Annotated in this window: 17 protein-coding genes; 12 read left to right on the top strand and 5 right to left on the bottom strand. The window is 66.8% G+C overall.

Annotation, left to right across the window (positions count from 1 at the left end):
- Positions 1 to 41: 41 nt before the first annotated feature.
- The 3 genes from FHS79_RS01560 to FHS79_RS01550 are packed head-to-tail and all read right to left on the bottom strand — an operon-like array spanning position 42 to position 4,301.
- Positions 42 to 974, bottom strand: a complete 933-nt coding sequence (locus FHS79_RS01560; protein WP_184194343.1) for a pepsin/retropepsin-like aspartic protease family protein — start codon at positions 972 to 974, stop codon at positions 42 to 44.
- Between the two features lie 36 nt (positions 975 to 1,010).
- The gene (locus tag FHS79_RS01555) at positions 1,011 to 2,678 is read right to left on the bottom strand and encodes an NAD+ synthase (protein WP_184194340.1); all 1,668 of its coding nucleotides are present in this window, start codon (positions 2,676 to 2,678) and stop codon (positions 1,011 to 1,013) included.
- A 9-nt stretch (positions 2,679 to 2,687) separates the two neighbouring features.
- On the bottom strand, positions 2,688 to 4,301 hold the full coding sequence (locus FHS79_RS01550) for an amidohydrolase family protein (RefSeq protein WP_308430087.1): 1,614 nt from the start codon (positions 4,299 to 4,301) through the stop codon (positions 2,688 to 2,690).
- A 66-nt stretch (positions 4,302 to 4,367) separates the two neighbouring features.
- Here FHS79_RS01550 and plsY point away from each other — a divergent pair, with 66 nt between their 5' ends.
- The 10 genes from plsY (at position 4,368) to FHS79_RS01500 (ending at position 15,942) form a co-directional block, all read left to right on the top strand.
- Positions 4,368 to 4,955, top strand: coding sequence for a glycerol-3-phosphate 1-O-acyltransferase PlsY (gene plsY / locus FHS79_RS01545; RefSeq protein WP_341534398.1), 588 nt, complete (start codon positions 4,368 to 4,370; stop codon positions 4,953 to 4,955).
- Positions 4,952 to 6,064: a DNA-processing protein DprA gene (gene dprA, locus FHS79_RS01540; protein WP_184194334.1), complete on the top strand. Its 1,113-nt coding sequence runs from the start codon at positions 4,952 to 4,954 to the stop codon at positions 6,062 to 6,064. Before plsY ends, dprA begins: the two co-directional genes overlap by 4 nt.
- Positions 6,065 to 6,142: 78 nt before the next feature.
- Positions 6,143 to 8,749 (top strand): type I DNA topoisomerase, encoded by a 2,607-nt coding sequence (gene topA, locus FHS79_RS01535; protein ID WP_184194331.1) that lies wholly within the window; start codon positions 6,143 to 6,145, stop codon positions 8,747 to 8,749.
- Positions 8,750 to 8,785: 36 nt separating this feature from the next.
- A complete protein-coding gene (gene recF / locus FHS79_RS01530; RefSeq protein ID WP_184194328.1) occupies positions 8,786 to 9,856 on the top strand; it encodes a DNA replication/repair protein RecF in 1,071 nt (356 codons plus the stop codon).
- Positions 9,857 to 9,940: 84 nt separating this feature from the next.
- The gene (locus FHS79_RS01525; protein ID WP_184194324.1) at positions 9,941 to 11,560 is read left to right on the top strand and encodes a SulP family inorganic anion transporter; all 1,620 of its coding nucleotides are present in this window, start codon (positions 9,941 to 9,943) and stop codon (positions 11,558 to 11,560) included.
- Positions 11,557 to 12,195, top strand: coding sequence for a carbonic anhydrase (locus tag FHS79_RS01520; RefSeq protein WP_184194321.1), 639 nt, complete (start codon positions 11,557 to 11,559; stop codon positions 12,193 to 12,195). The genes FHS79_RS01525 and FHS79_RS01520 overlap by 4 nt, the downstream gene beginning before the upstream one ends.
- Positions 12,196 to 12,257: 62 nt before the next feature.
- Entirely contained in the window at positions 12,258 to 13,361 is a 1,104-nt protein-coding gene (locus FHS79_RS01515) for an SDR family oxidoreductase (RefSeq protein WP_184194318.1), read from the top strand.
- A gap of 70 nt (positions 13,362 to 13,431) precedes the next feature.
- Entirely contained in the window at positions 13,432 to 14,178 is a 747-nt protein-coding gene (locus FHS79_RS01510; protein ID WP_184194315.1) for an SRPBCC family protein, read from the top strand.
- Positions 14,179 to 14,205: 27 nt separating this feature from the next.
- Positions 14,206 to 15,378 carry a zinc-dependent alcohol dehydrogenase gene (locus FHS79_RS01505; RefSeq protein ID WP_184194312.1) on the top strand — a complete coding sequence of 391 codons (1,173 nt, stop codon included), beginning with the start codon at positions 14,206 to 14,208 and terminating at the stop codon, positions 15,376 to 15,378.
- 9 nt (positions 15,379 to 15,387) lie between these two features.
- Positions 15,388 to 15,942, top strand: coding sequence for a PRC-barrel domain-containing protein (locus FHS79_RS01500; RefSeq protein ID WP_184194309.1), 555 nt, complete (start codon positions 15,388 to 15,390; stop codon positions 15,940 to 15,942).
- A 15-nt stretch (positions 15,943 to 15,957) separates the two neighbouring features.
- On the opposite strand, the gene FHS79_RS01495 is transcribed toward FHS79_RS01500, so the two are convergent.
- Both FHS79_RS01495 and FHS79_RS01490 read right to left on the bottom strand, forming a co-directional pair.
- Complete coding sequence (locus FHS79_RS01495) at positions 15,958 to 16,110, bottom strand: hypothetical protein (RefSeq protein WP_184194306.1); 153 nt, start codon at positions 16,108 to 16,110, stop codon at positions 15,958 to 15,960.
- A 141-nt stretch (positions 16,111 to 16,251) separates the two neighbouring features.
- Positions 16,252 to 16,980, bottom strand: coding sequence for a PRC-barrel domain-containing protein (locus FHS79_RS01490; protein WP_184194303.1), 729 nt, complete (start codon positions 16,978 to 16,980; stop codon positions 16,252 to 16,254).
- 194 nt (positions 16,981 to 17,174) lie between these two features.
- Here FHS79_RS01490 and FHS79_RS01485 point away from each other — a divergent pair, with 194 nt between their 5' ends.
- Entirely contained in the window at positions 17,175 to 19,247 is a 2,073-nt protein-coding gene (locus tag FHS79_RS01485; RefSeq protein WP_184194300.1) for an autotransporter assembly complex protein TamA, read from the top strand.
- The gene (locus tag FHS79_RS01480) at positions 19,244 to 23,419 is read left to right on the top strand and encodes a translocation/assembly module TamB domain-containing protein (RefSeq protein ID WP_184194297.1); all 4,176 of its coding nucleotides are present in this window, start codon (positions 19,244 to 19,246) and stop codon (positions 23,417 to 23,419) included. Before FHS79_RS01485 ends, FHS79_RS01480 begins: the two co-directional genes overlap by 4 nt.
- Positions 23,420 to 23,421: the final 2 nt, after the last annotated feature.

Genomic DNA, 23,421 nt, shown 5'->3' with positions numbered 1-23,421 from the left:
ACCTCGGCGAATGGTTCCGGTTGTTTGCCCGAGGCCGAACGTCAGGGCAATGCGGGGCAAGTGAGGCTGATCTGGAGTGGCTCGCGCTGCCAGCCGATCTCGGCGCAGGCGGCCAGCCGGTCCTGCGCGATGGTGAGCTTGGCCCAGCGCGACTGGCTTTCCACCCGCCCGGTCACCACCAGTTCGTCGCTGGGTGCGGTGTCCTCGGGAATCGTCGTGCGGCCGCTCCAGTCGAAGATGCGCGCTGCCACACGGTCGATTCGTACACCGGCCATATCGACCGGCCGGCCGAAGCGTACATCGCGAACCGGCCGCTCGACGGCGCGGCTGATGCGCAGGTCACGGCGCGGTCCGGTCAGCCGGCCATCATGCGCCTCAGCCAGCCAAGCTGCCGCCGCCGCAGTGGCCACGCTTGTCGCCATGCTTGTGTCGATCACGATATCGACCGTGTTGCGGCCCAGCGGCAAGCTGCCGAGCAGCCCGCGCCCGCCCTCCCAGCGCATCGGCAGCACGGTGGTGCGGTCATTCGGCGAAGCAGGGCGGGCAACCAGTCGCACCACATCGTGCGGAAGCTGGCGCGGCGAGATCAGCCCGTCGGCGCCGTCGACATGGTCGGCATCGCTCCACGCCAGCGTGAGCGGCAGCACGCGGCCGGCGTAATCGAGCGGCAAGTCGATGGTATCCTCGCGCAGCTTCACCTTGCCGACCTGGATAGTGGCCCGGCCTCGCTCGGGCTTGCGCCGCCCGATGCGAAATGCAGGGTCGGCCAGCCCCAGCCGGCGCGCGGCACTGGCGTTGAGCTCGACCGATCGGGTGGCACCGGGGTCCACACGAAGGCGCAGCGGCTGGCCTTCGAAGGTCATTGTTACCACCGGCGTCGTCATCGGCAGCATCAGGGGCGGCAGCGGCTTGTCGCGCGCAGACGCCATCGTTGTGGTGACGAGGAGCAGGGGGAACAACATTCGACGGTGCATGAGTAAGCTCATACAGCTGTCGCTTCGGCGCTGCAATCAAGCGGTGCGGAACCCATGGGTGATCGGATAGCGCCGGTCACGGCCGAAGTTGCGGTGGCTGATCTTCACACCCGGCGGCGCCTGGCGGCGCTTGTATTCGGCCAGATGCAGCAGCCGTTCGATCCGCGCGATCAACGCCGGGTCGATATCCTGCGCCGCCAGCTCGGCTGCTGATTGGTCGTTCTCCACCAGTCCGATCAGGATGCGGTCGAGCAGGTCATAGGGCGGCAGACTGTCGTCATCGCGCTGGTCGGCGCGCAATTCGGCAGAAGGGGGCCGGGTTATGGTGCGCTCGGGGATCACGATGCCTTGCGGGCCTTCCGATCCTGCAAGGGCGAGGCGCGGCCGGTGTGCATTGCGCCAGCGGGCGAGCTTGAACACCGTGGTCTTGTACACGTCCTTCAGCACCGAATAGCCGCCGGCCATGTCGCCATAGATGGTGGCATAGCCCACCGACATCTCGGACTTGTTGCCGGTGGTGAGCAGCATCGGCCCGAACTTGTTGGAGAGCGCCATCAGCGTGAGGCCGCGGATCCGCGACTGGATATTTTCTTCGGCGGTGTCGGCGCCGCGGCCCTTGAAGCTGTCGGCCAGCATCGTCTCGAACGCGCCCATGGCGGGGCCGATGGGGATGGTGTCGAGCCGACAGCCGAGCCGCTTCGCTGTCTCGGCGGCTTCCTCCAGGCTCAAGTCGGCGGTGTAGGGGGAGGGCAGCATCACGCACCATACCCGGTCAGCGCCGAGCGCATCGACCGCAACCGCGGCGGTCACTGCGCTGTCGATGCCGCCCGAAAGCCCCAGCACCACGCCGGGAAAGCCGTTTCGGTTCACATAATCGCGCAGGCCGATGATCATGGCGTGCCAGATATCCGCCGGGTCCTCGTCGAGCACGGCGCGGGGGCCGGGTTCGCAACTGAAATGGCCGGAAAAGGTCGGCCTGGTCCAGTGGGTGAGCACGGTTCGCTCCTCCCAGTCGGGCAGTTGCACGACGATGCCGCGATCGGCGTTCATCACGAAGCTCGACCCGTCGAACACCAGTTCGTCCTGCCCGCCCATGCGGTTGAGCCAGGCCATCGGCAGCCCGGTCTCGCCCACACGCGCGACCGCCACCGACAGCCGCTTGTCCACCTTGCCCATCTCATAGGGCGAGCCATTGGGCACCAGCAGCAGCTCCGCACCGGTTTCGGCGAGGCACTCGGGCACATCGGGAAACCACACATCCTCGCAGATCGGCACGCCAAGCCGCGCGCCCCGAAACGCCATCGGCCCCGGCAGCGGCCCGGACACGAACACCCGTGCTTCGTCGAAAGGCCCATAGTTGGGGAGGTTGTGCTTGAGGCTGATCGAAAGCTTGCCGCCATCGAGCAATGCCGCCGCATTGTGCAGCCGGCCCTCCGCGCGCCACGGCAGCCCCACGAGCAGCGCCGGGCCACCATCCTCGGTCACCGCGCGCAGCCGCTCGAGCGAGGCCGCCGCTGCCTCCACAAGCGCTGGCTTGAGCACCAGATCCTCGGGCGGATAGCCGACCAGGCTCAGCTCGGGCGTGGCGACCAGATCGGCATCGGGCTGGCTGGCACGCGCGGCAAGAATGGCATCGGCATTGGCCGCCAGATCGCCGACGCGCGCGTTGAGCTGGGCAAGCGCGATGCTGAGCCTTTTGGTCATGGCCCGGCTTTAGGGCGCTGCCGGTGCGGCTGCAACGGCAGCCTTGGCCGCAGCCACATCGCGCGCCACCGATTCGAGCAGCGCGGGCGCATCGAACACGATCCCGTCGCGGATCGTCCATCGGATGCCGCCAATCCGCTCCTGGGTGTTGGTGGCATCGTTCAGCCGCTCGGTGCCGGTGCCATAAAGCGTCTTCAGATTGGCGAGCGGATTTTCCTTCGTCACCACCAGGTCGGCGCGCATCCCCACCCGCACCAGCCCGAAATCGGGCTCCATCCCCTTGGGCTCCATCAGCGTCGTGGCTCCGTTGATCGTGGCGGCCTGCAGCACTTCGAGCGGCGCAAAGCCCGCTTCCTGCAGCAGTTCGAGCTCGAGGATATAGCCGAAGCCCCAGCTCTGCCAGATGAAGCCGGGGTCCGAGCCAGCCGTCACCCGGCCGCCCATGTTCTTGTAATCATTCACCAGCCGCATGTAGCGCTCATAGAATTTGCGCCAGTTCACCTCGTCCTTCGTCGTCCAGTCGAAGAAGTAGCTGCCATGGTTGTCGCGGTTGGAGAGGAAGAAGCCGCGCAAGATCGGCGGGGTGTAACGCTCGTGCCAATCGGCATTCTTGGCGCGCATCAGGTCGCGCGATGCCGAGTAGATGTTGAACGTCGGGTCGAACACGACCTTGTTGGCTTTTTGCGCCGCCAGATACGCCTTCCACTCGGGCCCGCCGGGCTCGTGGATCTGGTTCCAGATTTCGGCGATGCCACCGAAGCGCTGCTGCTCGTTGTTGAAATTATAATCCGCCGGCGTGTCCTGCACCCGCCTGTCCTTGAGCATCGATTCAAAGTGTCCGTAAAAATGCGTGATCGTGTTCAGCCCGGCGTCCCCGGCGTCACGACCGTTGAACTCGGCGATATTGGGCTGGCTCAGATGCGCCACCGTGCCCAGCCCGACCTTCTTCGCTTCATCGATCGCAGCGCGCACGATCGCCGGCGTCTCGTCGCCGCGATTGAAGAATTTGATGCCATCAATGCCGGCTTTCGCCGCCCAGCGCACCCATTCGCGCGCCTTTTCGGGCGTCTGGACGCGCCCGCCGGTCCAGCCCGAACCCAGCGTCTGATAAACGAAAATCCGCGGCGCCGAGATTGTCCCCGCCGCTGCACGCCGCTTGTCGTCGAGCGCCAGGGCAGCATTGCCACCGTAGAGCGGGTTGCCGCGAATCGTCGTCACGCCATGCGCCAGCCACAGCCGATAGGCATAGCTCGGGTCGGGCATCTTCTGCGCATCGCCCTGGTGGCCGTGCATGTCGACAAAGCCCGGCATCACGAACATGCCGCTGGCGTCGATCTCGCGGGTGGCGCCCGCCGGCGGCCGGCCGGGCTTCATCGGCAGCCCCGGCGTGCCGGCACCACGAATCTCGGCGATGCGGCCGTCCTTGATCACGATATCCGCCGGCCCATAGGGCGGCCCGCCGTTGCCGGTGATGATCGTCGCCCCACGGATGACCAGGCTGGGATATGGTCCCTCGCCCTCGCTGGCCTTGCGATCGGCAAGCGGCAGCATCGCTTGCGAGAACGCGGGAGCGGCCAGCACCGCCAGCATCGTCACCACCAGAACCCGAACCCGCATCGTCATCACCCCCATCGTCACGCCAGCATAAGGCCTTGGCGCGGGCTTTCAATTGCGGCTAGCTTGGGTTCCGTGGACGGGGCGCAACTCATCTGGTTTCTGCCGGGCTATCTGCTCGGCTCGATCCCGTTCGGGCTGCTGCTGACGCGGATGATCGGCATCGATATCCGCAGCGTCGGCTCGGGCAACATCGGCACCACCAATGTGCTGCGCACCGGCAACAAGCGGCTCGCTGCCGCCACGCTGCTGCTCGATGCCGGCAAGGGCGCCGCTGCCGTCCTGCTGGCGCGGTATTTCGCGGGCGATGGTGCCGCAATGCTCGCCGGGCTTGCCGCCTTCATCGGCCATGTCTGGCCTGTGTGGCTCAAGTTCCGCGGTGGCAAGGGCGTGGCAACGCTGCTCGGCGTGGCGCTCGCCGCGGTGCCGCTTGCCGGGCTGGCGGCACTTCTCACCTGGCTCGGCGGCGCCCTGCTCACCCGCTTCTCCTCGGTCGGCGGCATGGCGGCCGCCGTCGCTGCCCCGCTTGCTGCGCTCGCGATGGGCAAGACTCATTCGGCGATCACGCTGGCGATCATGGCCGCGATCCTTATCTGGAAGCACCGGGACAATATCGTCCGGCTGCGCGCCGGCACTGAAAGCCGGATCGGCGCCAAGGGATGAATCTCCCAGCCGATGCGGTCGCAAGGCTGCGCCTCATCCGCACGCCCAGCATCGGCCCGGTCACCTATCGCCAGCTCATTGCCCGCTTCGGCGACGCTGCCGCCGCCCTCACAGCGCTCCCCGATCTCGCAGCACGCGGAGGCCGCCGGCTCGAAGTCGCCACCGCTGCTGCCGCTGAGGCCGAGCTGGACCGGCTGGCAGCGCTCGGCGCCACCGCCATCTTCATTGGCACCCCCGCCTATCCGGCCCTGCTCGCCGCCACCGAAACGGCGCCGCCGATGCTCGCCGCCCATGGCCGGCTCGATCTGCTCGAGGCTCCCGCCATCGGCATCGTCGGCGCGCGCAATGCGTCGGCTGCCGGCATGCGCCTCGCCCGTCGCTGGGCCACCGAGCTTGCCGAAGCCGGCATGGTCGTCGTTTCGGGCCTGGCACGCGGCATCGACACCGCGGCGCATGAGGGAGCACTTCTCGCCGGCGGCACCGTCGCGGTCATCGCCGGCGGCATCGACATTGCCTATCCGCCTGATAATGCAGCCCTCATGGCGCGACTCGCAGAGGGTGGCCTCATCCTCGCGGAACAGCCGCCGGGCGTGGAGCCGCAGGCGCGCCACTTCCCGCGCCGCAACCGCGTCATTGCCGGAATCGCCGCCGGCACGCTGGTCATCGAGGCCGCTCCCCGCTCGGGCTCGCTCATCACCGCACGGCTGGCTGCTGAATTTGGCCGCGAGGTTATGGCCGTCCCCGGCAGCCCGATCGATCCGCGCGCCCAGGGCTGCAACACCCTTATCCGCGAAGGCGGCACGCTGGTGCAATCGACCGCCGATGTCCTCGAAGCGCTGTCGGCGTTCGATGCCCATGGCGCAGGCGGCACGCTCGGCGGCCGTTTCCAGCTTGCCGATGCCGGGGCCGCTTTCATGCCCGTCGCAGCCGAAGCTCCTGCGGATGCCCGGCCGCTGCTGCTGGGGCTGCTGTCCCCCGCCCCCGTCGCCGTCGATGAGCTTGTTCGCCAGTCGGGGCTTGCCTCGGCGGTCGTCGCGCATGTGCTGCTCGATCTGGAGCTGGAGGGCGCCGTGGCCCGCCATGCCGGGGGTCGCATCGCAACCGCGTGACAATTCTGTTCGCTTGACGCATGGGCGGCTCGCTCGTCACCCTCGCGCGTACGTGTGAGAGAAAGTATCAGGCCGGACATGCAGCTCGTCATCGTCGAATCGCCCGCAAAGGCGAAGACCATCAACAAGTATCTGGGCAGCGATTACGAGGTGCTCGCAAGCTTCGGCCATATCCGCGATCTCGCGGTGCGCGATGGCTCGGTGGACCCCACCAATGATTTCGCGATGGACTGGGAGGTTTCCGCCGACCGCAGCCGCCAGCTGAAGGAAATCGGCGACGCCGCCAAGCGCGCCACCAACGTCATCCTCGCGACCGATCCCGATCGCGAAGGCGAGGCGATCAGCTGGCACCTGACCGAATGGCTGGTGAAGAAAAAGCTCATGCCCAAGGGCGGGGCACAGCGCGTCACCTTCAATGCCATCACCAAGGATGCCGTCACCTCGGCCATGGCCCGCCCCCGCGAGCTCGATACCGCCCTCATCGATGCCTATCGCGCACGCCGCGCGCTCGATTATCTCGTCGGCTTCACCCTTTCCCCGGTGCTTTGGCGCAAGCTGCCCGGTGCGCGCAGTGCCGGCCGCGTGCAATCGGTATCGCTGCGGCTGATTTGTGAGCGCGAATCGGAAATCGAAGCACATGAAGCGCGCGAATACTGGACGGTGACTGCCGCAATGGCATCCGCCGCCGGCGACGCGTTCGGCGCCAAGCTCGTCGGCCTCGATGGCAAGAAGCTCGAACAGTTTGACCTGAACACCGAAGCTCTTGCCGAAGCGGCCCGCGCTCGCGTGGCAGCAGCCAAGGTGAGCGTAACGAGCGTCGAGACCAAGCCCGCGAGCCGCAATCCCTATGCGCCCTTCACCACCTCGACGCTGCAGCAGGAAGCCTCGAAAAAGCTTGGGCTTTCCGCCGACCAGACAATGCGCCTCGCCCAGCAGCTCTACGAAGCCGGCCGCATCACCTATATGCGGACCGATGGCGTGCAGATGGCGCCCGAAGCCATCACCGCCGTCCGTGCCGTCATTGCTGAAGATTATGGTCGCGGACCGGATGTGCTGCCTGAAAAGCCGCGCCACTATGCCACCAAGGCAAAGAACGCCCAGGAAGCGCATGAAGCCATCCGCCCCACCGAGCTCGCCGCCCGCCCCGCAAAAGGGGCTGCCAGTGAAGCCGATCGCCTCTACGCGCTGATCTGGAAGCGCACCGTCGCCAGCCAGATGGCCAGCGCCCGCATGGAGCGCACCAGCGTGCTCCTCGAAGATGCCGGCCGCACCTTGGCATTGCGTGCCAGCGGCCAGGTCATCATCAGCCCCGGCTTTCTCGCCGTCTATACCGAAACGCGTGAAGACGTGTCCGCCGATGAAGAGGCCGATGATGACGACCGCCGCCTGCCGCGCCTCACCCAGGGCGAAGCCTGCGCCACCCGCAGCGCCGAGGCCAAGCAGAGCTTCACCCAGCCGCCGCCGCGCTACACCGAAGCCAGCCTCGTCAAGCGCATGGAAGAACTGGGTATCGGCCGCCCCTCCACCTACGCCTCGATCCTGCAGGTGCTCAAGGATCGCGCCTATGTGAAGCTCGAGGCCAAGCGCTTCCACGCCGAAGAAAAGGGCCGGCTGCTCACCGCTTTCCTCGAACGCTTCTTCGATACCTATGTCGGCTATGATTACACCGCCGGCCTCGAAGGCCAGCTCGACGAAGTGTCGGCCGGCAACCAGGACTGGGTGGCGCTGCTGCGCGCCTTCTGGGCCGATTTCGAGGCGCGTACCAAGGAAGTGCTTGAGATCCGGCCCTCCGACGTCACCAAGGCGCTCGATGAATGGCTCGAGCCGATGCTCTTCCCCGAGCGCGCCGATGGCGAGGACCCGCGCCTCTGCCCAAGCTGCAACAATGGCCGGCTGGGGCTTAAGACCGGCAAGTTCGGCGCCTTCATCGCCTGCTCGAACTATCCCGAATGCCGCTACACGCGCCAATTCGGGACCGAGGGCGGTGCCAAGGAATCGAACGGCCCGATGCTGCTCGGCATCGATCCCGCCTCGGGCGAGCCGGTCACGCTCCGCGATGGCCGCTTCGGCGCCTATGTACAGATCGGCGAGGCCGAAAAGCCGCCTCGCGCAAGCATTCCCAAGGACATGCAGGTCGCCGGCCCGGACGATCTCGACACGGCGCTCAAGCTGCTCAGCCTGCCACGGACCATTGGCAACCACCCCGAAACCGGCGAACCGATCACTGCCAGCATCGGCCGCTATGGGCCGTATCTGGCCCATGCCGGCAAATATGCCCGCCTCACCGGCAGCGCCGAAGTGTTCGAGACCGGCATGAATGCCGCCGTCGTCAAACTCGCCGAAGCCGCTGCCGGGCGGCCGGCGCGGGGCACTCCGCAGCCACCGTTGAAAGAACTGGGAGCGCACCCGACGAGCGGCGCCATGATCAAGCTGCTCAGCGGCCGCTTCGGGCCATACTTCTCCGATGGTACCACAAATGCCAATGTGCCCAAGGGGTTGGATGGCATGGAGATTGCTTTTGAAGACGCCGTGGCGCTGATCGATGCTCGCGCGGCGATGCCATCGAAGGGCAAGAAAAAGCCTGCCCGCAAGCCGGCTGCGAAAAAGCCCGCGGCGAAGAAGGCCGGGACAAAGGCCGCTGCGGTGAAGAAGACGGCGACGAAGAAGAAGGCGCCGGTGACCTAGGTGGCCCGGGCTCTGCATCGCTGCTAGGACGCCTCCATGGTGGCCGTGACCCGATTGGCGTTGACCGATGTGCGCAGCCATGCGGCCTTGGCACTGGAGGCGGCGCCCGGGCTGGTGGCTATCACTGGCGAGAATGGGGCAGGCAAGACCAACATACTGGAATCGGTGAGTTTATTGGCACCCGGCCGGGGTCTGCGCGGGGCTTCGCTGGGCGAGGTGGCACGGATCGGTGGGGCGGGAGGCTTCTCGATTGCGGCCACCTTGATGGCCGCTGGCGGCGCGGTGGAGCTTGGCACCGGCACGCTGGCGACAGCGCCCGAGCGCCGGGTGGTGCGGGTGAATGGTGCCGCGAGGCCCGCGAGTGCGCTGGGGGAATGGGTGTCGGTGGTGTGGCTGACGCCTGCGATGGACCGGTTGTTTGCGGAGAGTGCGGGAGGTCGGCGGCGGTTTCTGGACCGGCTGGTGCTGGCGCTGCACCCCGGTCATGCGCGCGAAACCTTGCGCTACGAGGCGGCAATGAGGGGTCGCACACGGTTGCTCACGGGGCATCCAGGGGCTGACTCGGGATGGTTGGGGGCACTCGAGGGGGCAATGGAGGAGCATGGCGGCGCCCTGTTGCGGGCGCGGGCGGACACTGTGACCGCGCTTTCCGAAGCCCTGGCCGACGCACCCGAGGATGGCTTTGCGCGGCCGCTGCTGCGGCTGGAGGATTCAACCCCGGCCGACCTGGCGGCGGCGCTGAAACGCAACCGGGGGCTGGATGCGGCGGCGGGGCGGGCCCTGATCGGGCCGCACCGGGCCGACCTCGGGGTGGTGCATGCCGGAAAGGGGATGCCGGCGGGGCTGGGCTCGACCGGCGAGCAGAAGGCGCTGCTGATTGCCATCGTGCTGGCCCATGCTGCACTGGTGCGGGCACGGACCGGGGAACCACCGCTGATGCTGCTCGACGAGATTGCCGCCCATCTCGATGCGCCGCGGCGCACGCGGCTGTTTTCGCGACTGGCGGAAACGGGCGCACAAGTGTGGATGACGGGCACCGACCGGTCGCTGTTCGATGCGGCCGATGGCGCCACGCGGTTCGATCTGCCGAATCGCTTGCAGCAATAATATAGAGTGTCATTTGCGCTTCCGGCCATAATTTGCTCTTTAGCGACGTGTGGCCGGCAACGGCGTTGTTACTGGGTTTGATGAATGAGAAGCGTGTTTGCCAGCTGGCGGAGCGATCTGCCTGCCTCGATCGTGGTGGCACTGGTGGCCTTGCCGCTGTGCCTCGGGGTTGCGGTGGCGAGCGGCGCGCCGCCGCTTTCGGGGCTGATCGCGGGCATCATGGGCGGGATCGTGGTGGGAGCGCTGAGCAAATCGGCGCTTTCGGTTTCGGGGCCTGCGGCGGGGCTGACGGCGATCGTGTTCACCGCCATCGAGACGCTGCCCTCGCTTGAGGCCTTCTTTCTGGCGGTTTGCCTCGCTGGTGTCCTGCAGCTGATCTTTTCGGTGTCGCGCGGCGGCGTGCTGGCCGAGTTCGTGCCATCGTCGGTGGTGATCGGCATGCTGTCGGCGATCGGGCTCATCCTGATCCTGAAGCAGCTGCCCTATGCGATCGGCTATCGCGGTGATTTCGAGGGGAGCTTCTCGTTCTTGCAGGCCGATGGCGAGAACACCTTCTCGGAGCTGGGAGCAATGCTGCAGCGGGACATCGCCCTAGGCGCATTGCTGGTGGCGCTGGCGAGCATTGCCTTCCTGTTCTGGTGGGACAAGGCGCGGCCCAAGACCGGTGCGTTGAAGCTGCTGCCGGGGCCGCTGGTGGTGGTGGTCGTGGCGGTGGCGGTGAACACCGGGTTCGGGCTCGGTGCGCCGGGGCTGCGGATCGGTGCCGAGCAGCTGGTGCAGGTGCCGGTCGCGGTGAGCCGCGCCGAATTTGCCGCCCTGCTGACGTTTCCGGATTTCAGCCAGATCGGCAACACGGCGGTGTGGACGGTGGCGCTGACGCTGGCGATCGTCGCCAGCCTCGAAACACTGCTCAGCGTGAAGGCGGTGGACGAAATCGACCGCAAGCGGCGGGTGACCGACAAGAATCGCGAACTGCTGGCGCAGGGCGTCGGCAATCTGGCGTCGGGCCTGATCGGCGGCCTGCCGGTGACCAGCGTGATCGTGCGCTCCTCGGCGAATGTGGAAGCCGGTGCCGACAGCAAGCTCTCGACAATGCTCCATGGTGGCTGGCTGCTGCTGGCGGTGGTGCTGGTGCCGACGATCATCAACCTGATCCCGCTGTCCGCACTGGCGGCGATCCTGATCCAGACCGGCTACAAGCTCGCCAAGCCGAGCCTGTTCGTGGCGCGCTGGAAGCAGGGATACACGCAGTTCATTCCCTTTGTGGTGACGGTGGTGGCGATCCTGTTCACCGATCTGCTCATCGGGATCGGCATCGGGCTGGTGGTGGGTTTCGGCTTCGTGATCGCGCGGAACTTCCGCACTGCTATCAGCTATGTCGAGCGCGAGGACATGGTGATGGTGCGCGCACGACGCGACCTCTACTTCATCCACAAGCCGCAGCTGCAGGAAGCGCTGCTGAGGGTGCCCGAGGGCGCCGAGCTGATCATCGATCTTTCGAGCACCAGCTTCGTCGATCTCGACAATGTCGACATCATCAACGGCTTCATCAAGGGTGCTCCCTTCCGTGGCATCAAGGTGCGGCTGAAGGGCGATCCGGCGGGCCGCACGGCACCGCTCATCAATGCGCCGCTGATCGGGGTGATGGGCAGCAGCATCCGCGCCGGCGGGCCGGCTGCGGCACTGGAAGGATCGGCAGCATGAGCGAATACAAGCAGCTGATCCTCGCCAACATGGCGTGGCAGGTGGAAAAGCATCAGGACGATCCCGATTATTTCAGCCGCCATGCCGGGCCGGAGAATCCGGTGTTCCTGTGGATCGGCTCGTCGGACAGCCGGGTGGTGCCCGAGCGCATCACGCGCTCGCCGCCGGGCAGCCTGTACATCCACCGCAACCTCGGCAACCTCGTGTCCGAAAGCGACCTCAACCTGATGTCGGCGGTCGAGCATGCGCTCGTCGACCTGGGGGTGAAGCACATCATCGTGTGCGGCAACCATGACTGTGTGACCCTCGGCCGGGCGCTTCGCGGTGACGCCAAGGACCTGATCGACCAGTGGCTGGCGCCGGCGCGCGAGGTGTATGACAACCATCTCGAAGAAATCGATGCCATGTCGGACGAGGAGAGCCGGCTATCACGCTTTGTCGAGTGTAACGTGCGTGACCAGCTGGTGCGGCTCGCGCGCTCGGGGCCGGTGCAGGCGGCATTCGCGCGCGGCCAGGACGTGAAGCTGCACGGCTGGGTCTATGATTTGCGCGATGGCCTCATCAAGCCATTGATGGAGCTCGATCGCCACTCGGATCTGGCCGATGTGCCGCGGCCTACGAGCGTGCTCGTCTGATTTTCGGCTGAACCATCGCGGGGGTGGCCGGTTCTGCTTGGGACACAAGCGGAGCCGAGACCATGCCGATTTCCCTGAAGCCACTTGCGCAGCAGCGCCTTGTCATCACGGGTGCGACGAGCGGCATCGGGCTGGCGATTGCGGAAGCGGCGGTCGAGGCCGGCGCACGCGTGCTGCTTGCGGCGCGCAACGCCGATGCGCTGGCCGAAATCAAGCAACGGCTGGACAGCCGGCAGCTCGCCGACAAGGTGGTGACGCTGGCAGTCGATGTGGCTGACCCCGATTATGCCGAACGGCTGGTGGCCGAAGCGCGGACGCGGTTCGGTGGCTTCGACACCTGGATCAACGATGCCGCCGCAGCCACCTTCGGCACGCTGGCCGAGACGCCGATCGAGGACCATCGGCGCGTGTTCGAGGTTGGCTATTGGGGAACGGTGACGGGCTCCCTGGCGGCACTGGCGCATCTTCGCGCCAAGAGCCCGAATAGCGGCCTTAACGGGGGCCCGAACGGGAGCGGTGCCATCATCAATATCGGCAGCGTGCTGAGCAACCGCGCGATGATCCAGCAGGGGCCGTATTCGGCGATGAAACATGCGGTGAAGGGCTTCACCGATGCGCTGCGCACCGAGATCATGGAAGCCGAGCTGCCGATATCGGTGACGCTCATCAAGCCGGCGGCGATGCATACGCCCTATCCCGACCATGCGCGCAACCGCATGGATACGCCGGCGAAACTGCCACCGGTGGTCTATGATCCGCGGCTGGTGGCGCGCGCGGTGCTGTTCGCCGCCGAGACCCCGCGCCGCGAACTGACGGTGGGTGGCTTCGGGGCGGGGGCTGCGTTGGGAGACATGCTGTTCCCTGGGCTCCTCGACAAGGCGATGGCGCTGTTTGGCACCAGGGTCCAGCAGACCGACCGCGAAACGCCGCCGGAGACTGAAGACAATCTTTATGAAGCGCGGTCCGATGGAAACATCGAGAACGACGAGCCGCAATATGTGCGCCGGCAGAGCCTGTGGCTGGAAGCGCAACTGCGCCCGCTGGCGGCCGTCGGAATCGCCGGCGCCGGGTTGGGCTTGCTGGTTGCGGGTCTTGCTGCGGCACGGCATCGCGCGCCGGACCGTGCCGCACGCCGCGCCCGGTATTTCGCCCGATACCGCAAGTGATGCAATTGCGGCCGGCGGAACTATCCCGGCAGCCCGGCGATTGAACCCGAGAATAAGGAAAGGTGAAGGAATGGCGGATATCGATGGCGCTCTCGCGCCCCCCGGAACCCGGCTGTCGCCGCGCAAGAACCTGAAACTTGCAGAGCGCGGCCTTTCGATGGCGGCCGGCTCGTTGCTCGGCGTGCTCGCTGCGCGGCAACAGGGCGCCGCCGGCGTGATGCTCGGGCTGGCGGGATCGCTGCTGGTGGCGCGCGGCATGTCGGGCGCTGCACCGGCGAAGCGGCTGCTGGGCCAGCGGCCCGACGAGGCCGAGGTTGCCAAGGCGGCCGGCTGGAAGAGTGCAGCCGTCGCATCACGATCGGTGACGATCAATGCGCCGCGCGCGGTTGTGTGGCGGCGCTTCCGCGACCTGCGAAGCTGGCCCGACTGGGCGGTGAACATCGAGGCGATCGGTCCTTCGGCGAATGGATCGCGGCTGCGGTTCACCACGCAGGATCCGTCCGGCCCGGTGCAGTGGACCGGCGGCGTTACCGAGGAACGCCCGGAGGAACTGCTGGCGATTTCATCGGATGAAGGATCGGCAGTGCCGGTCCGGGTGCGCTACGAATTCCATGATGCGCCGGGCGGCCGCGGCACCGAGATTCATGCAGCCGTGGCTTACGAGCCTCCCGGAGGCAGCCTTGGCCGCTATGCCGCGAAGCTGACGCAGCGTGAGCCCGGCATCCAGCTGCGACGCGATCTGAAGCGTTTCAAGAGCCTGATCGAGACCGGCGAAATTGCTGTCAACGATCCGCAGGGCACCGAACCAAAGGCCTGAACAGGCCGTCAAACCAAGGAGTTTCCGATGCGCGCAGTCCGCTGGCACGGCAAGAAAGATGTAAGGGTCGATAATGTGCCCGATCCCGAGATCGTCAATCCGCGCGATGCGATCATCAAGGTGGCGTCCACCGCCATCTGCGGGTCAGACCTGCATCTTTATGATGGCATGATCCCCTCGATGCAGGCGGGCGACATCCTCGGCCATGAATTCATGGGCGAAGTGGTGGCGCTCGGCCGCGGCGTGACGAACCTGAAGATCGGCGACCGGGTTGTGGTGCCCTTCACCATCGCTTGTGGGCAGTGCTTCTTCTGCGAGAAGACGCTGACTTCGCTTTGCGACAACAGCAACCCTGCCGACAACCAGGATCTGGCCGAGGCCAGCATGGGGCATTCGCCATCCGGCCTGTTCGGCTATTCGCACATGCTCGGCGGCTACGCCGGTGGGCAGGCCGAATATGTGCGCGTTCCCTTTGCCGATACCGGCTGTTTCAAGGTGCCGGCGCATCTGACCGATGACCAGGTGCTGTTCCTGTCGGATATCCTGCCGACCGGCTGGATGGGGGCGGAGAATGCCGATATCGAGTCCGGTGACACCGTGGCGGTCTGGGGTGCGGGGCCGGTGGGGCAGTTTGCGATCCGCTCGGCTTTCCTGCTCGGCGCCGAGCGGGTGATTGCCATCGATCATCGCCCCGGCCGACTGGCGCTCGCGGCGGAAGCGGGTGCGGAGACGATCGACTTCGAGAATGTCGATGTGATGGCAGCGCTCGCCGAGACGACCGGGGGCCGCGGGCCGGACCGGTGCATTGATGCTGTCGGCATGGAAGCGCATGGGCTGGCGATCGACAATATCGTCGATCGCGGCAAGCAGGCGGTGGGTCTGGGAACCGACCGGCCGCATGTGCTGCGCCAGGCGATCGTGGCGTGCCGCAAGGGCGGCACCATCTCGATGCCCGGTGTGTATGGCGGTCTTGTCGACAAGCTGCCGATGGGCGCGTTCGTCAACAAGGGGCTGACGCTGAAGACTGGGCAGACGCATGTGCATCGGTACATGGCGCCGCTGCTCGCGCGCATCGAGAATGGCGAGATCAAGCCCGATGTGATCATCAGTCACCGGCTGTCTTTGCGCGATGCACCGGGCGCCTATGACAATTTCCTCAACAACCAGGATGAGTTCACCAAGGTGGTGCTGCAACCCTGAGTCACTGCGATGGCCCCGCACGAGGTTGCAGAATGGCTGGCACCCGCCGCGACGATGATCGCGGCGATGATGACGGCTTCCAACCTCGGCGCGCGGCTGACGGGGTGGGGCTTTGCAGTGTTCACGCTAGGATCGCTGTGCTGGATCCTGATCGGGCTCGAGAGCGATCAGACCGGGCTTGTGGTGACCAACGGTTTTCTGACGCTGGTCAATGCGGTCGGGGTATGGCGCTGGCTCGGGCGCCAGGCGCGCTATGAAGAGGTTGCAAAGACGGCTGAGGACGAAGCCTGTGGTGCTGCACCGGTGGTGCGAGTGGCCGGGCTGATCGGGCGCGATGTGCTCGACCGTGATGGACAGTCGGCCGGCGAGATCGTTGAAGCCATGGTCGATTGTTCAAGCGCCTCGGTGGCGGAGATCATCGTGCGTGTTGGCGGCGTCGCAGGTGTGGGCGAGCATATGGTGTCGCTCGCGATGGCCGATGTGAGGCTGGGCAGTGACACGATCCGCGTCGGCCTTTCGGCCGAGGAGATCGCGGCACTGCCGCACCTCGATCAGAAGGTCTGACGCGCGTCAGAGCAATCAGACGGAGCCGTCTTCGGTGGGGGGACCGCCATCCTTGGGCGCGCGGTTGGAACGCTTGCTCCAGTAAATAGCGAAACCGATGACGAGAACGAGAAAGACGGCGACCAACGTGAACAGGTTGAGCGACGGCAGAAGTGTACCAGTGTCCATGGTCTTTATCCTTCCAAATATTGCTGAGGACCAACGGTGGGTGGTGACCATTGTTCCACGGGATGCGTCAATTTGCGCCGACATGAAAAGTGCCGCCCGAGATGTCTCCCGGGCGGCACTGATATGGCGTTTCAGGCCTTGTCAGCGTTTCGGATTTCCGAAGGTGCTGCCGCCCTCACGATCGAGTTCATACGGCCGCTCGCCGGCACGGTCGCCATCGGGGATGACATTGCCGGTGCGCGCCTGCTGCTGCTCGGGGCTGTAGAAACCGGCCTTGGTGCCCGATTCGGAACTGCCGGTGTTGGTGCCGTAGCCGCCGGTCTGGCGGCCGCCGCCATGGCCGTCGCCGCGGTCTTCCGTGGCGCCGAGGTCATTGTCCTCGGCGTTGCGGCGTGACTGGGCGGCCGTGCTGTAATAGCCGAGCGGACGGCTCTTGCCATCGTTGAGATCGCTGCGCTCGGGATTGTCTTCCGACAATTCCCGGTCGCTGAGGCCGCTGCCATAGTAATTCTGGATGTCGCCGCCGCTGGAATAATCGGCGGTGTCGAGCTCGTCGCGGCCGTAGGATGGAGCCTCGCTGAGCTGCTCGCGACCCAGGTCGACGCGGTAGCCGTCGAGGCCGGTGTCATAGTCCAGCAGGTCCCAGGGCAGCGGGTGGTATTTTTCGCCGATGCCGAGGAAGCCGCCGAATGACATGACGACATAGGCGACTTCGCCGCTGACCTTGTCGATCATGATCGAATCGACGCTGCCGAGCTTTTCGCCCGAGGCGTTGTAGACGGCAGTACCTTCGACCTTGTCGGCGCTGATCAGCGATCCGTGTTCGCGGCGGTTGCCGACTGCGGTTTCGCCTTCGATATGGTGAGACATCTGATGATCCTTCCCATCTGGAATTGCGGCCGCTGTTGCGACCAGCTGAAAGACCAATTGCGGGATGGGATGTCGGTTCCGGACCGCTGCGATGGGGCGTGGTGCGTTGGCGTCGCATCGCCTGATGCGCTGGAAATCGCGACTGCGAAACTATCGCGGGAACCCATTGCCGGTTTTCCGATTACAGGGGGTTCATGTCGGGTGTTTTCCATGGACTGGCGGCGCGGCCGCAGCGCCCGTTTGGGTTTTCGTGCGCCTTGGCGTTGGCGCTGATGGCGTCGGCTGTCCATGCGCAGCCGGTTCCTGAAGTCGCCCAGACCGATGCCGAGGTCGACCTGCCCCCTGATCTTGCAGGCGAGGTGCCGCCGCTGGCGCCGCTTGAGCCTGCGGCGCCGCTGACACCCCCCGAGACGATCGTTCCTGAAGCCGAGCTGGCCACACCGCTCGCCCCGCTCGACAGCGTGACCGTGCCGGAGGCGCTGGCGGCCACGAACGATCCCGATTTGCCTGATGTGCGTTACCGGCTGGAAACGACGGGGCTCGAAGAGATCGGGCTGGAAGGGCGGTTCCGGGACTTGTCGGCGTTGCTCGAGGGCGGGCGAAAGGCCGGGAGTGCGGCACAGGTTGGCGCGCGGGCGGATGTCGATGTCGAGATGGCGGAGAACCTGCTGCGTTCGCAGGGCTATTATGACGCCGAGGTGAGTGCGGTTGTCGGGCCGCTGCCGGGCGAGGATGGCGAGCTGCTGATCGCGCTGACGGCGACCCCGGGCAAGCGTTACACGCTGGGGGACATCGATATCACCGGGCTGGAGCCCGAGCCGCTGGCGATTGCGCGCAATGCGCTCGACCTGGCGCCGGGCGCGCCGATCGTGGCGGATGTGATCGAGGCGGCGGAGGCCAATGTGTCGTTGCGGCTGCCCGAGCAGGGATGGCCGTTCACCCGCGTCGGCGCGCGGGATATCGTGCTCGATGATGTGGACTTCACGGGCGACTATACGTTGCCGGTGGATGCGGGGCGCAAGGGGCGGTTCGGGCGCATCCGGCTGCCGGGCGATGCCGAGGCCGACAATGTTTTCGATGTGGAGCACATCGAAATTCTTCCGCGCTTCGAGGTGGGCGAGATTTTCGACAGCCGCCGCGTCGACGACCTGCGGCAGGCGCTGATCGCCACCAATTTGCTGCAGACGGTGTCGGTGGAGCCGGTGGCGACGGGCGAGATCGACGCCGAGGGGATCGAGACGGTCGACCTGCTCGTGCGGCAGTCACGCGGGCCGGCGCGCAACCTTGCGGCCAATGCCGGCTATGGCACCGGCGAGGGGGTGCGGTTGAGCGGCAGCTGGACGCACCGCAACCTGTTCCCGCCCGAGGGTGCAGTGACCGGAGCGGTGGTGGCGGGCACCAACGAGCAGAGCCTGCGCGGGCAATTCCTGCGGTCGAATGCCGGGCAGCGCGACCGGGCGTTCCAGATCGGTGCATCGGTGGCGCGACAGCGGTTCCAGGCGTTTTCCGCCGAGACGATCCAGCTAAACACAAACCTTTCGAGGGTGAGCACGCCGATCTGGCAGAAGCGCTGGACCTGGTCGCTGGGGGGCGAGCTGATCGCCTCGCGCGAAAGCGTGTTCGACCCCGAGCGCGACACCGAAGTGCTCGACCGCGACCGCGGGACCTTCTTCATCGCGGCGCTGCCGACGCAGCTCGGCTATGACCGGTCGAACAGCCTGCTTGATCCGACGCGCGGCTTCCGGATCACGGTGCGGGCGAGCCCGGAGGCGCAGAAGCGTGCCAGTGCCGGGTTCGACAGCTACGGCCGGCTGCTGCTCGAAGGCAGCGCCTATTTTCCGGTGATGGAATCGCTGGTGCTGGCGGGGCGGGCACGGGTGGGGTCGATCATGGGTGCGGCGCGCGACGAGATTGCGCCATCGCGGCGGCTCTATGCCGGTGGCGGCGGCTCGGTGCGCGGTTTCGGCTTTCAGGAGCTGGGTCCGCGCGGGCCTGACAACCGGCCGCTGGGCGGGCGTTCGCTGACCGAATTCGCCTTCGAGGCGCGTTACCGGTTCGGCGATTTCGGGGTGGTGCCGTTCATCGATGCCGGGCGTGTTGGCGAGGATTCGACGCCGTCGCTCTCCGGCATGCGCTACGGCGTGGGCATCGGTGCCCGCTATTATACCAACTTCGGGCCGATGCGGATCGACGTCGGCACGCCCTTGAACCGGCAGCCGGGTGAATCGCGCGTGGCGCTGTATATTTCGATCGGGCAGGCGTTTTGACCGCGCGGAGGGTTCTGGGCTGGGTCGGCGGCATCATTGTCGGGCTGCTGATCCTGGTGGCGGTGCTGCTGGTGTTCCTGAACACGGCTGCCGGCAAGCGCGTCCTGCTCGGGCAGCTGGCCGGCTTCACCATGGCGAATGGACTGAACTACCAGGCCGAGGCGATCGACGGCTCGATCTATGGTCGGATGACGATCCGCGGGCTGGAAATCCGCGATTTGCGGGGATTGCTGGTGACATCGCCGGCGGTTCTGGTCGACTGGTCCCCGACGGCGCTGTTCGACGGGCTGCGGATCGTGCTTTCGGAGGTCGATGCTGAGACGATCACCCTGCTGCGCTCCCCTTCGATCAACCCTTCCGACCCCGATGATCCACTGCTCCCCGATATCGATATCGAGATCGGGCGGTTGCGCATCGGCAGTTTCGTGATCGAGCCGGCGGTGACAGGACAACGCCATGCCGTGCGGCTGGCGGGTTCGGCGAGCATTTCCGATGGCCGCGCCGTGGTGGCTCTGGATGGGGCTGCACGGCAGGGCGCGGGGCTTGCCGGCGGTGACACGCTGGTGCTGCGGCTGGATGCCGTTCCCGAAGACAATCGGCTCGATGTCGATGTGCGGCTGGCTGCTCCGGTCGGCGGGCTGGTCGACGGCTTCGCCGGTCTGGGCCGACCGCTGACCGCGCGCATCGCCGGCGAGGGGAGCTGGGCGCGCTGGCAGGGCAGGTTGACCGCTGGCAGCGCGGGCACCAGCCTCGCCGATGTCGCGCTGACCGCCGCCGATGGCACCTTCACCGCCAAGGGCCGCACCGACCCCGGGGCGTTGCTGGAGGGGCCGGCACAGGCAATGCTGCGAGCGCTCGACCTCGACATCACGGCGCGGGTTGCCGAGCGCCGTGTCAATCTGGTGGCGCGCATCGGCGGTGACGCTTTTGTGGCGGAAGCCAGCGGGCTGGTGGACCTTGGGGAAAGCCGCTTCGAGAACGTCGTGCTCGGCGCGCAGCTGCTGCGGCCGGGTGTGCTGGCAGAGGATCTCGGCGGCGATGATGTGCGGCTGGCGGCAACGATCGATGGCGGCTTCGGCACGCCGACGATCGCCTACCGCATCAGCGCCGCCATGCTGCGCTTCGATGCGACGAAGGTCGAGGGGCTGGTGGCGAGCGGGCGTGCGACGATCGACTCCGAGCGTATCCTGGTGCCGGTGACGGCGCGGGCGCGGCGGGTGACCGGGCTCAATGCGGCGGCCGGCGGGCTGTTGACCAACCTTGCCATCGACGGTGATCTGGCCTGGTCGAACGGTCAGCTGCTGTCGGACAATCTGCGGCTGCGGTCGGACCGGATCGACGCCACGGCGATCATCATCGCCGATGTGGCCGAGGGTCGTTATGCCGGGACGCTCAAGGGCCGGGTGAACGATTACCGCGTCGAGGGGCTGGGCCGGGTCGATCTGGTGACCGATGCGCGGTTGGTGACGCTGCCGGCGGGCGGCTTCGGGATCAACGGCACAGCGCGGATCGCCACGCGGACGATCGAGAATGAAGCGCTTCGCGAGCAGCTTGGCGGCAATGCAATTGTTACGGCCGGCTTCGGCTATGATCCGGCAGGCGCCGCGACGCTCAACAATCTGCGGCTGACGTCGCCGCTGTTGCGGATCACCCAGGGCAGCGGCAGCTACCGCACAGATAGCGGGCGGATTGCCCTTGATGTGCGGGCGATCTCGACGACCTATGGACCCGCAAGCATCGTCGCCTCGGGCACGCTCGACCGGCCGGTGGCGCAGCTGCGTGCCGAGCGCCCCGGCCTCGGGCTTGATGTGCGCGACCTTGTCGCCGATCTTACCGGGTCCGCGGCGGGCTATCGGATCGTGGCAAGCGGTGGCTCGGCCTATGGCCCGCTGACGGGCGATGTGCTGGTGCGGACCGGGCCGGTGCTTGCTGTCGACATCAACCGGGCGCGGGTGGCGGGAATCGATGCGCGCGGCAGCGTGCGGCAGACGCCGGCCGGGCCGTTTGCGGGAGCGATCACGCTCGATGGCTCGGGCATCGCCGGCACCGTTCGACTGGCGGCGGCGGATGCCAACCAGCGCGCCGATGTGAATGTCCGCGCCCGCTCGGCGCAAATCCCGGGCGATGTGCCGATCACCATCGGCAGCGGCGCCGCGCAGGCCACGGCGATCCTGTTTCCCGAGGCGCCGTCGATCACCGGCAGTGCCGATCTTTCGGATGTGCGCTCGGGCACGTTGCTGGTAGCGCGTGCGCGCAGCCGCTTCGATTATCGTGGTGGCAGCGGCAATGTCTCGCTCGTGGCCAATGGCAGTGCTGCATCGCCGTTCAACGTTGCTGCCCAGGCGCAACTGGCGCCCGAGCGCATCGTCGCCAACGCCAATGGTGCGTTCAACGGCATCGCCTTCCGGCTGGCTGCACCGGCGGTTGTCACGCGCGCCGCTGGCGAATGGCGGCTGGCGCCGGCGACGATCGTGTTCCCGCAAGGGCGGGCGCGGGTTGCGGGCCGATATGGTGCGCAGACACAGCTCAATGCCGTGCTCGACAGCGTCGACCTGGCAATCGCCAACATCTTCGTGCCGGGGCTGGGGCTGGGCGGCAAGGCTTCGGGCAGCATCGATGCGACGCTGGCCGATGTGCCGAACATCGACGCGCGAATCGATGTCGCCGGGTTCACCCGCACCGCGGCCTATACCATCTCGGCGCCGGTCGACATTTCGACGACGGCGCGGCTCTCCGGCGCGGGAGGCGCCGTCAGCGCCGCGATCCGCCGCGGCAGCGCCACCATCGGCCGGTTGCAGGCGCGGGTGGGGGCGTTGCCGGCTGGTGACGGCATTGCAGCGCGGCTGATGACGGCGCCACTTTCGGGCGGGATTCGCTATGGCGGGCCGGCGGAAGTGCTTTGGGCGATGGCCGGCATCGGCGGCCAGGACGTGACGGGGCCGATTGCCATCGCCGCCGATTTCGGTGGCCGGGTGGAAGCACCGCAGCTGACCGGCACGATCCGCGCCAATGCGCTGCGCTACACCAACCAGGATTATGGCACGGTGATCCGCGATATCGCATTGCAGGGCCGCTTCAGCCAGTCCCGCTTCCAGCTGACATCGCTGACGGGCCGCGCCGGTGATGGCACGGTGGCGGCGAGCGGCGTGGTGGGGCTTGATGCGGCGAGCGGCTTCCCGGCGGATCTGGACGTGACATTCGACCGGGCGCAGCTGGCGCGCGGCGATGCGCTGGGTGCGCAGGCGACGGGTGCGCTGAAGATCACCAATGGTCCCGACGGTGCGCTGGTGCGCGGGACGATCGACATTCCCGAGGCGCGCTACGAGATCATCCGCACCGGCGAATCTGAGATTCGCCAGCTGGCCGGGGTACGCCGCAAGACGTCGGCAACGGCGGCGGGGGCAGGTGCGGCTTCGCCGGCGGGAGAGTCTACGCCACCGCCGCCGGGCCCTGCGACGCTGCGGCTCGATGTGCGGGTGCGAGCGGACAACCAGATCTTCGTCAGCGGCATGGGGCTGGAGGCCGAATGGGAAACCGACATGCGGATTACCGGAACGGCGGCGGCACCGCGGATCATCGGCCGGCTCGAAGTGATCCGCGGCACCTACAGCTTTGCGGGGCGGCGGTTCGAGCTGGGTCAGAATGGCGCGATCGTCTTCGATGGCGGCGCGTTCACCAACCCCGAACTGTCGCTGTCTGCCGAGACGACGGTGGAGGGGGTGACGGCGATCATCAACATCGGTGGCCGTGCGCAGGCGCCGCAGATCACTTTCACATCCTCGCCCAACCTGCCGCAGGACGAGGTTCTTTCGCGGCTGCTGTTCGGAGCTTCGGTCACCAACATCTCGCCGATCCAGGCGGTACAGCTGGCGGCCGCACTCAACTCGCTGCGCGGGTCGGGGGGCGGACTCAACCCGCTGGGCAAGCTGCGCTCGGTGACGGGGGTGGACCGGCTGCGCGTGCTCGGTGAGGACAAGACGACCGGGCGCGGCACTTCGGTGGCGGCGGGCCAGTACATCAGCAACAACATCTATGTGGAAGTCATCACCGATGCGCGCGGCTTTACGGCGACGCAGCTCGAGATCGGGCTGACGCGCACGCTCAGCCTGCTCAGCTCGACAGGCTCATTCGGTGGCTCGAACGTCACGCTGCGGTTCGCCAGGGACTATTGACG

Origin of the sequence: Polymorphobacter multimanifer (genome assembly GCF_014205635.1) — a bacterium.
In the GTDB taxonomy this organism is placed as follows: Bacteria; Pseudomonadota; Alphaproteobacteria; order Sphingomonadales; family Sphingomonadaceae; genus Sandarakinorhabdus; species Sandarakinorhabdus multimanifer.
This window is presented reverse-complemented; position numbering and strand designations above follow the sequence as displayed.

Coding starts and splice junctions, on each gene's coding strand:
- FHS79_RS01560 (WP_184194343.1), bottom strand. CDS start 974: ATGCACCGTCGAATGTTGTTCCCCCTGCTCCTCGTCACCACAACGATG.
- FHS79_RS01555 (WP_184194340.1), bottom strand. CDS start 2,678: ATGACCAAAAGGCTCAGCATCGCGCTTGCCCAGCTCAACGCGCGCGTC.
- FHS79_RS01550 (WP_308430087.1), bottom strand. CDS start 4,301: ATGACGATGCGGGTTCGGGTTCTGGTGGTGACGATGCTGGCGGTGCTG.
- dprA (WP_184194334.1), top strand. CDS start 4,952: ATGAATCTCCCAGCCGATGCGGTCGCAAGGCTGCGCCTCATCCGCACG.
- topA (WP_184194331.1), top strand. CDS start 6,143: ATGCAGCTCGTCATCGTCGAATCGCCCGCAAAGGCGAAGACCATCAAC.
- recF (WP_184194328.1), top strand. CDS start 8,786: ATGGTGGCCGTGACCCGATTGGCGTTGACCGATGTGCGCAGCCATGCG.
- FHS79_RS01525 (WP_184194324.1), top strand. CDS start 9,941: ATGAGAAGCGTGTTTGCCAGCTGGCGGAGCGATCTGCCTGCCTCGATC.
- FHS79_RS01520 (WP_184194321.1), top strand. CDS start 11,557: ATGAGCGAATACAAGCAGCTGATCCTCGCCAACATGGCGTGGCAGGTG.
- FHS79_RS01515 (WP_184194318.1), top strand. CDS start 12,258: ATGCCGATTTCCCTGAAGCCACTTGCGCAGCAGCGCCTTGTCATCACG.
- FHS79_RS01510 (WP_184194315.1), top strand. CDS start 13,432: ATGGCGGATATCGATGGCGCTCTCGCGCCCCCCGGAACCCGGCTGTCG.
- FHS79_RS01505 (WP_184194312.1), top strand. CDS start 14,206: ATGCGCGCAGTCCGCTGGCACGGCAAGAAAGATGTAAGGGTCGATAAT.
- FHS79_RS01500 (WP_184194309.1), top strand. CDS start 15,388: ATGGCCCCGCACGAGGTTGCAGAATGGCTGGCACCCGCCGCGACGATG.
- FHS79_RS01495 (WP_184194306.1), bottom strand. CDS start 16,110: ATGGACACTGGTACACTTCTGCCGTCGCTCAACCTGTTCACGTTGGTC.
- FHS79_RS01490 (WP_184194303.1), bottom strand. CDS start 16,980: ATGTCTCACCATATCGAAGGCGAAACCGCAGTCGGCAACCGCCGCGAA.
- FHS79_RS01485 (WP_184194300.1), top strand. CDS start 17,175: ATGTCGGGTGTTTTCCATGGACTGGCGGCGCGGCCGCAGCGCCCGTTT.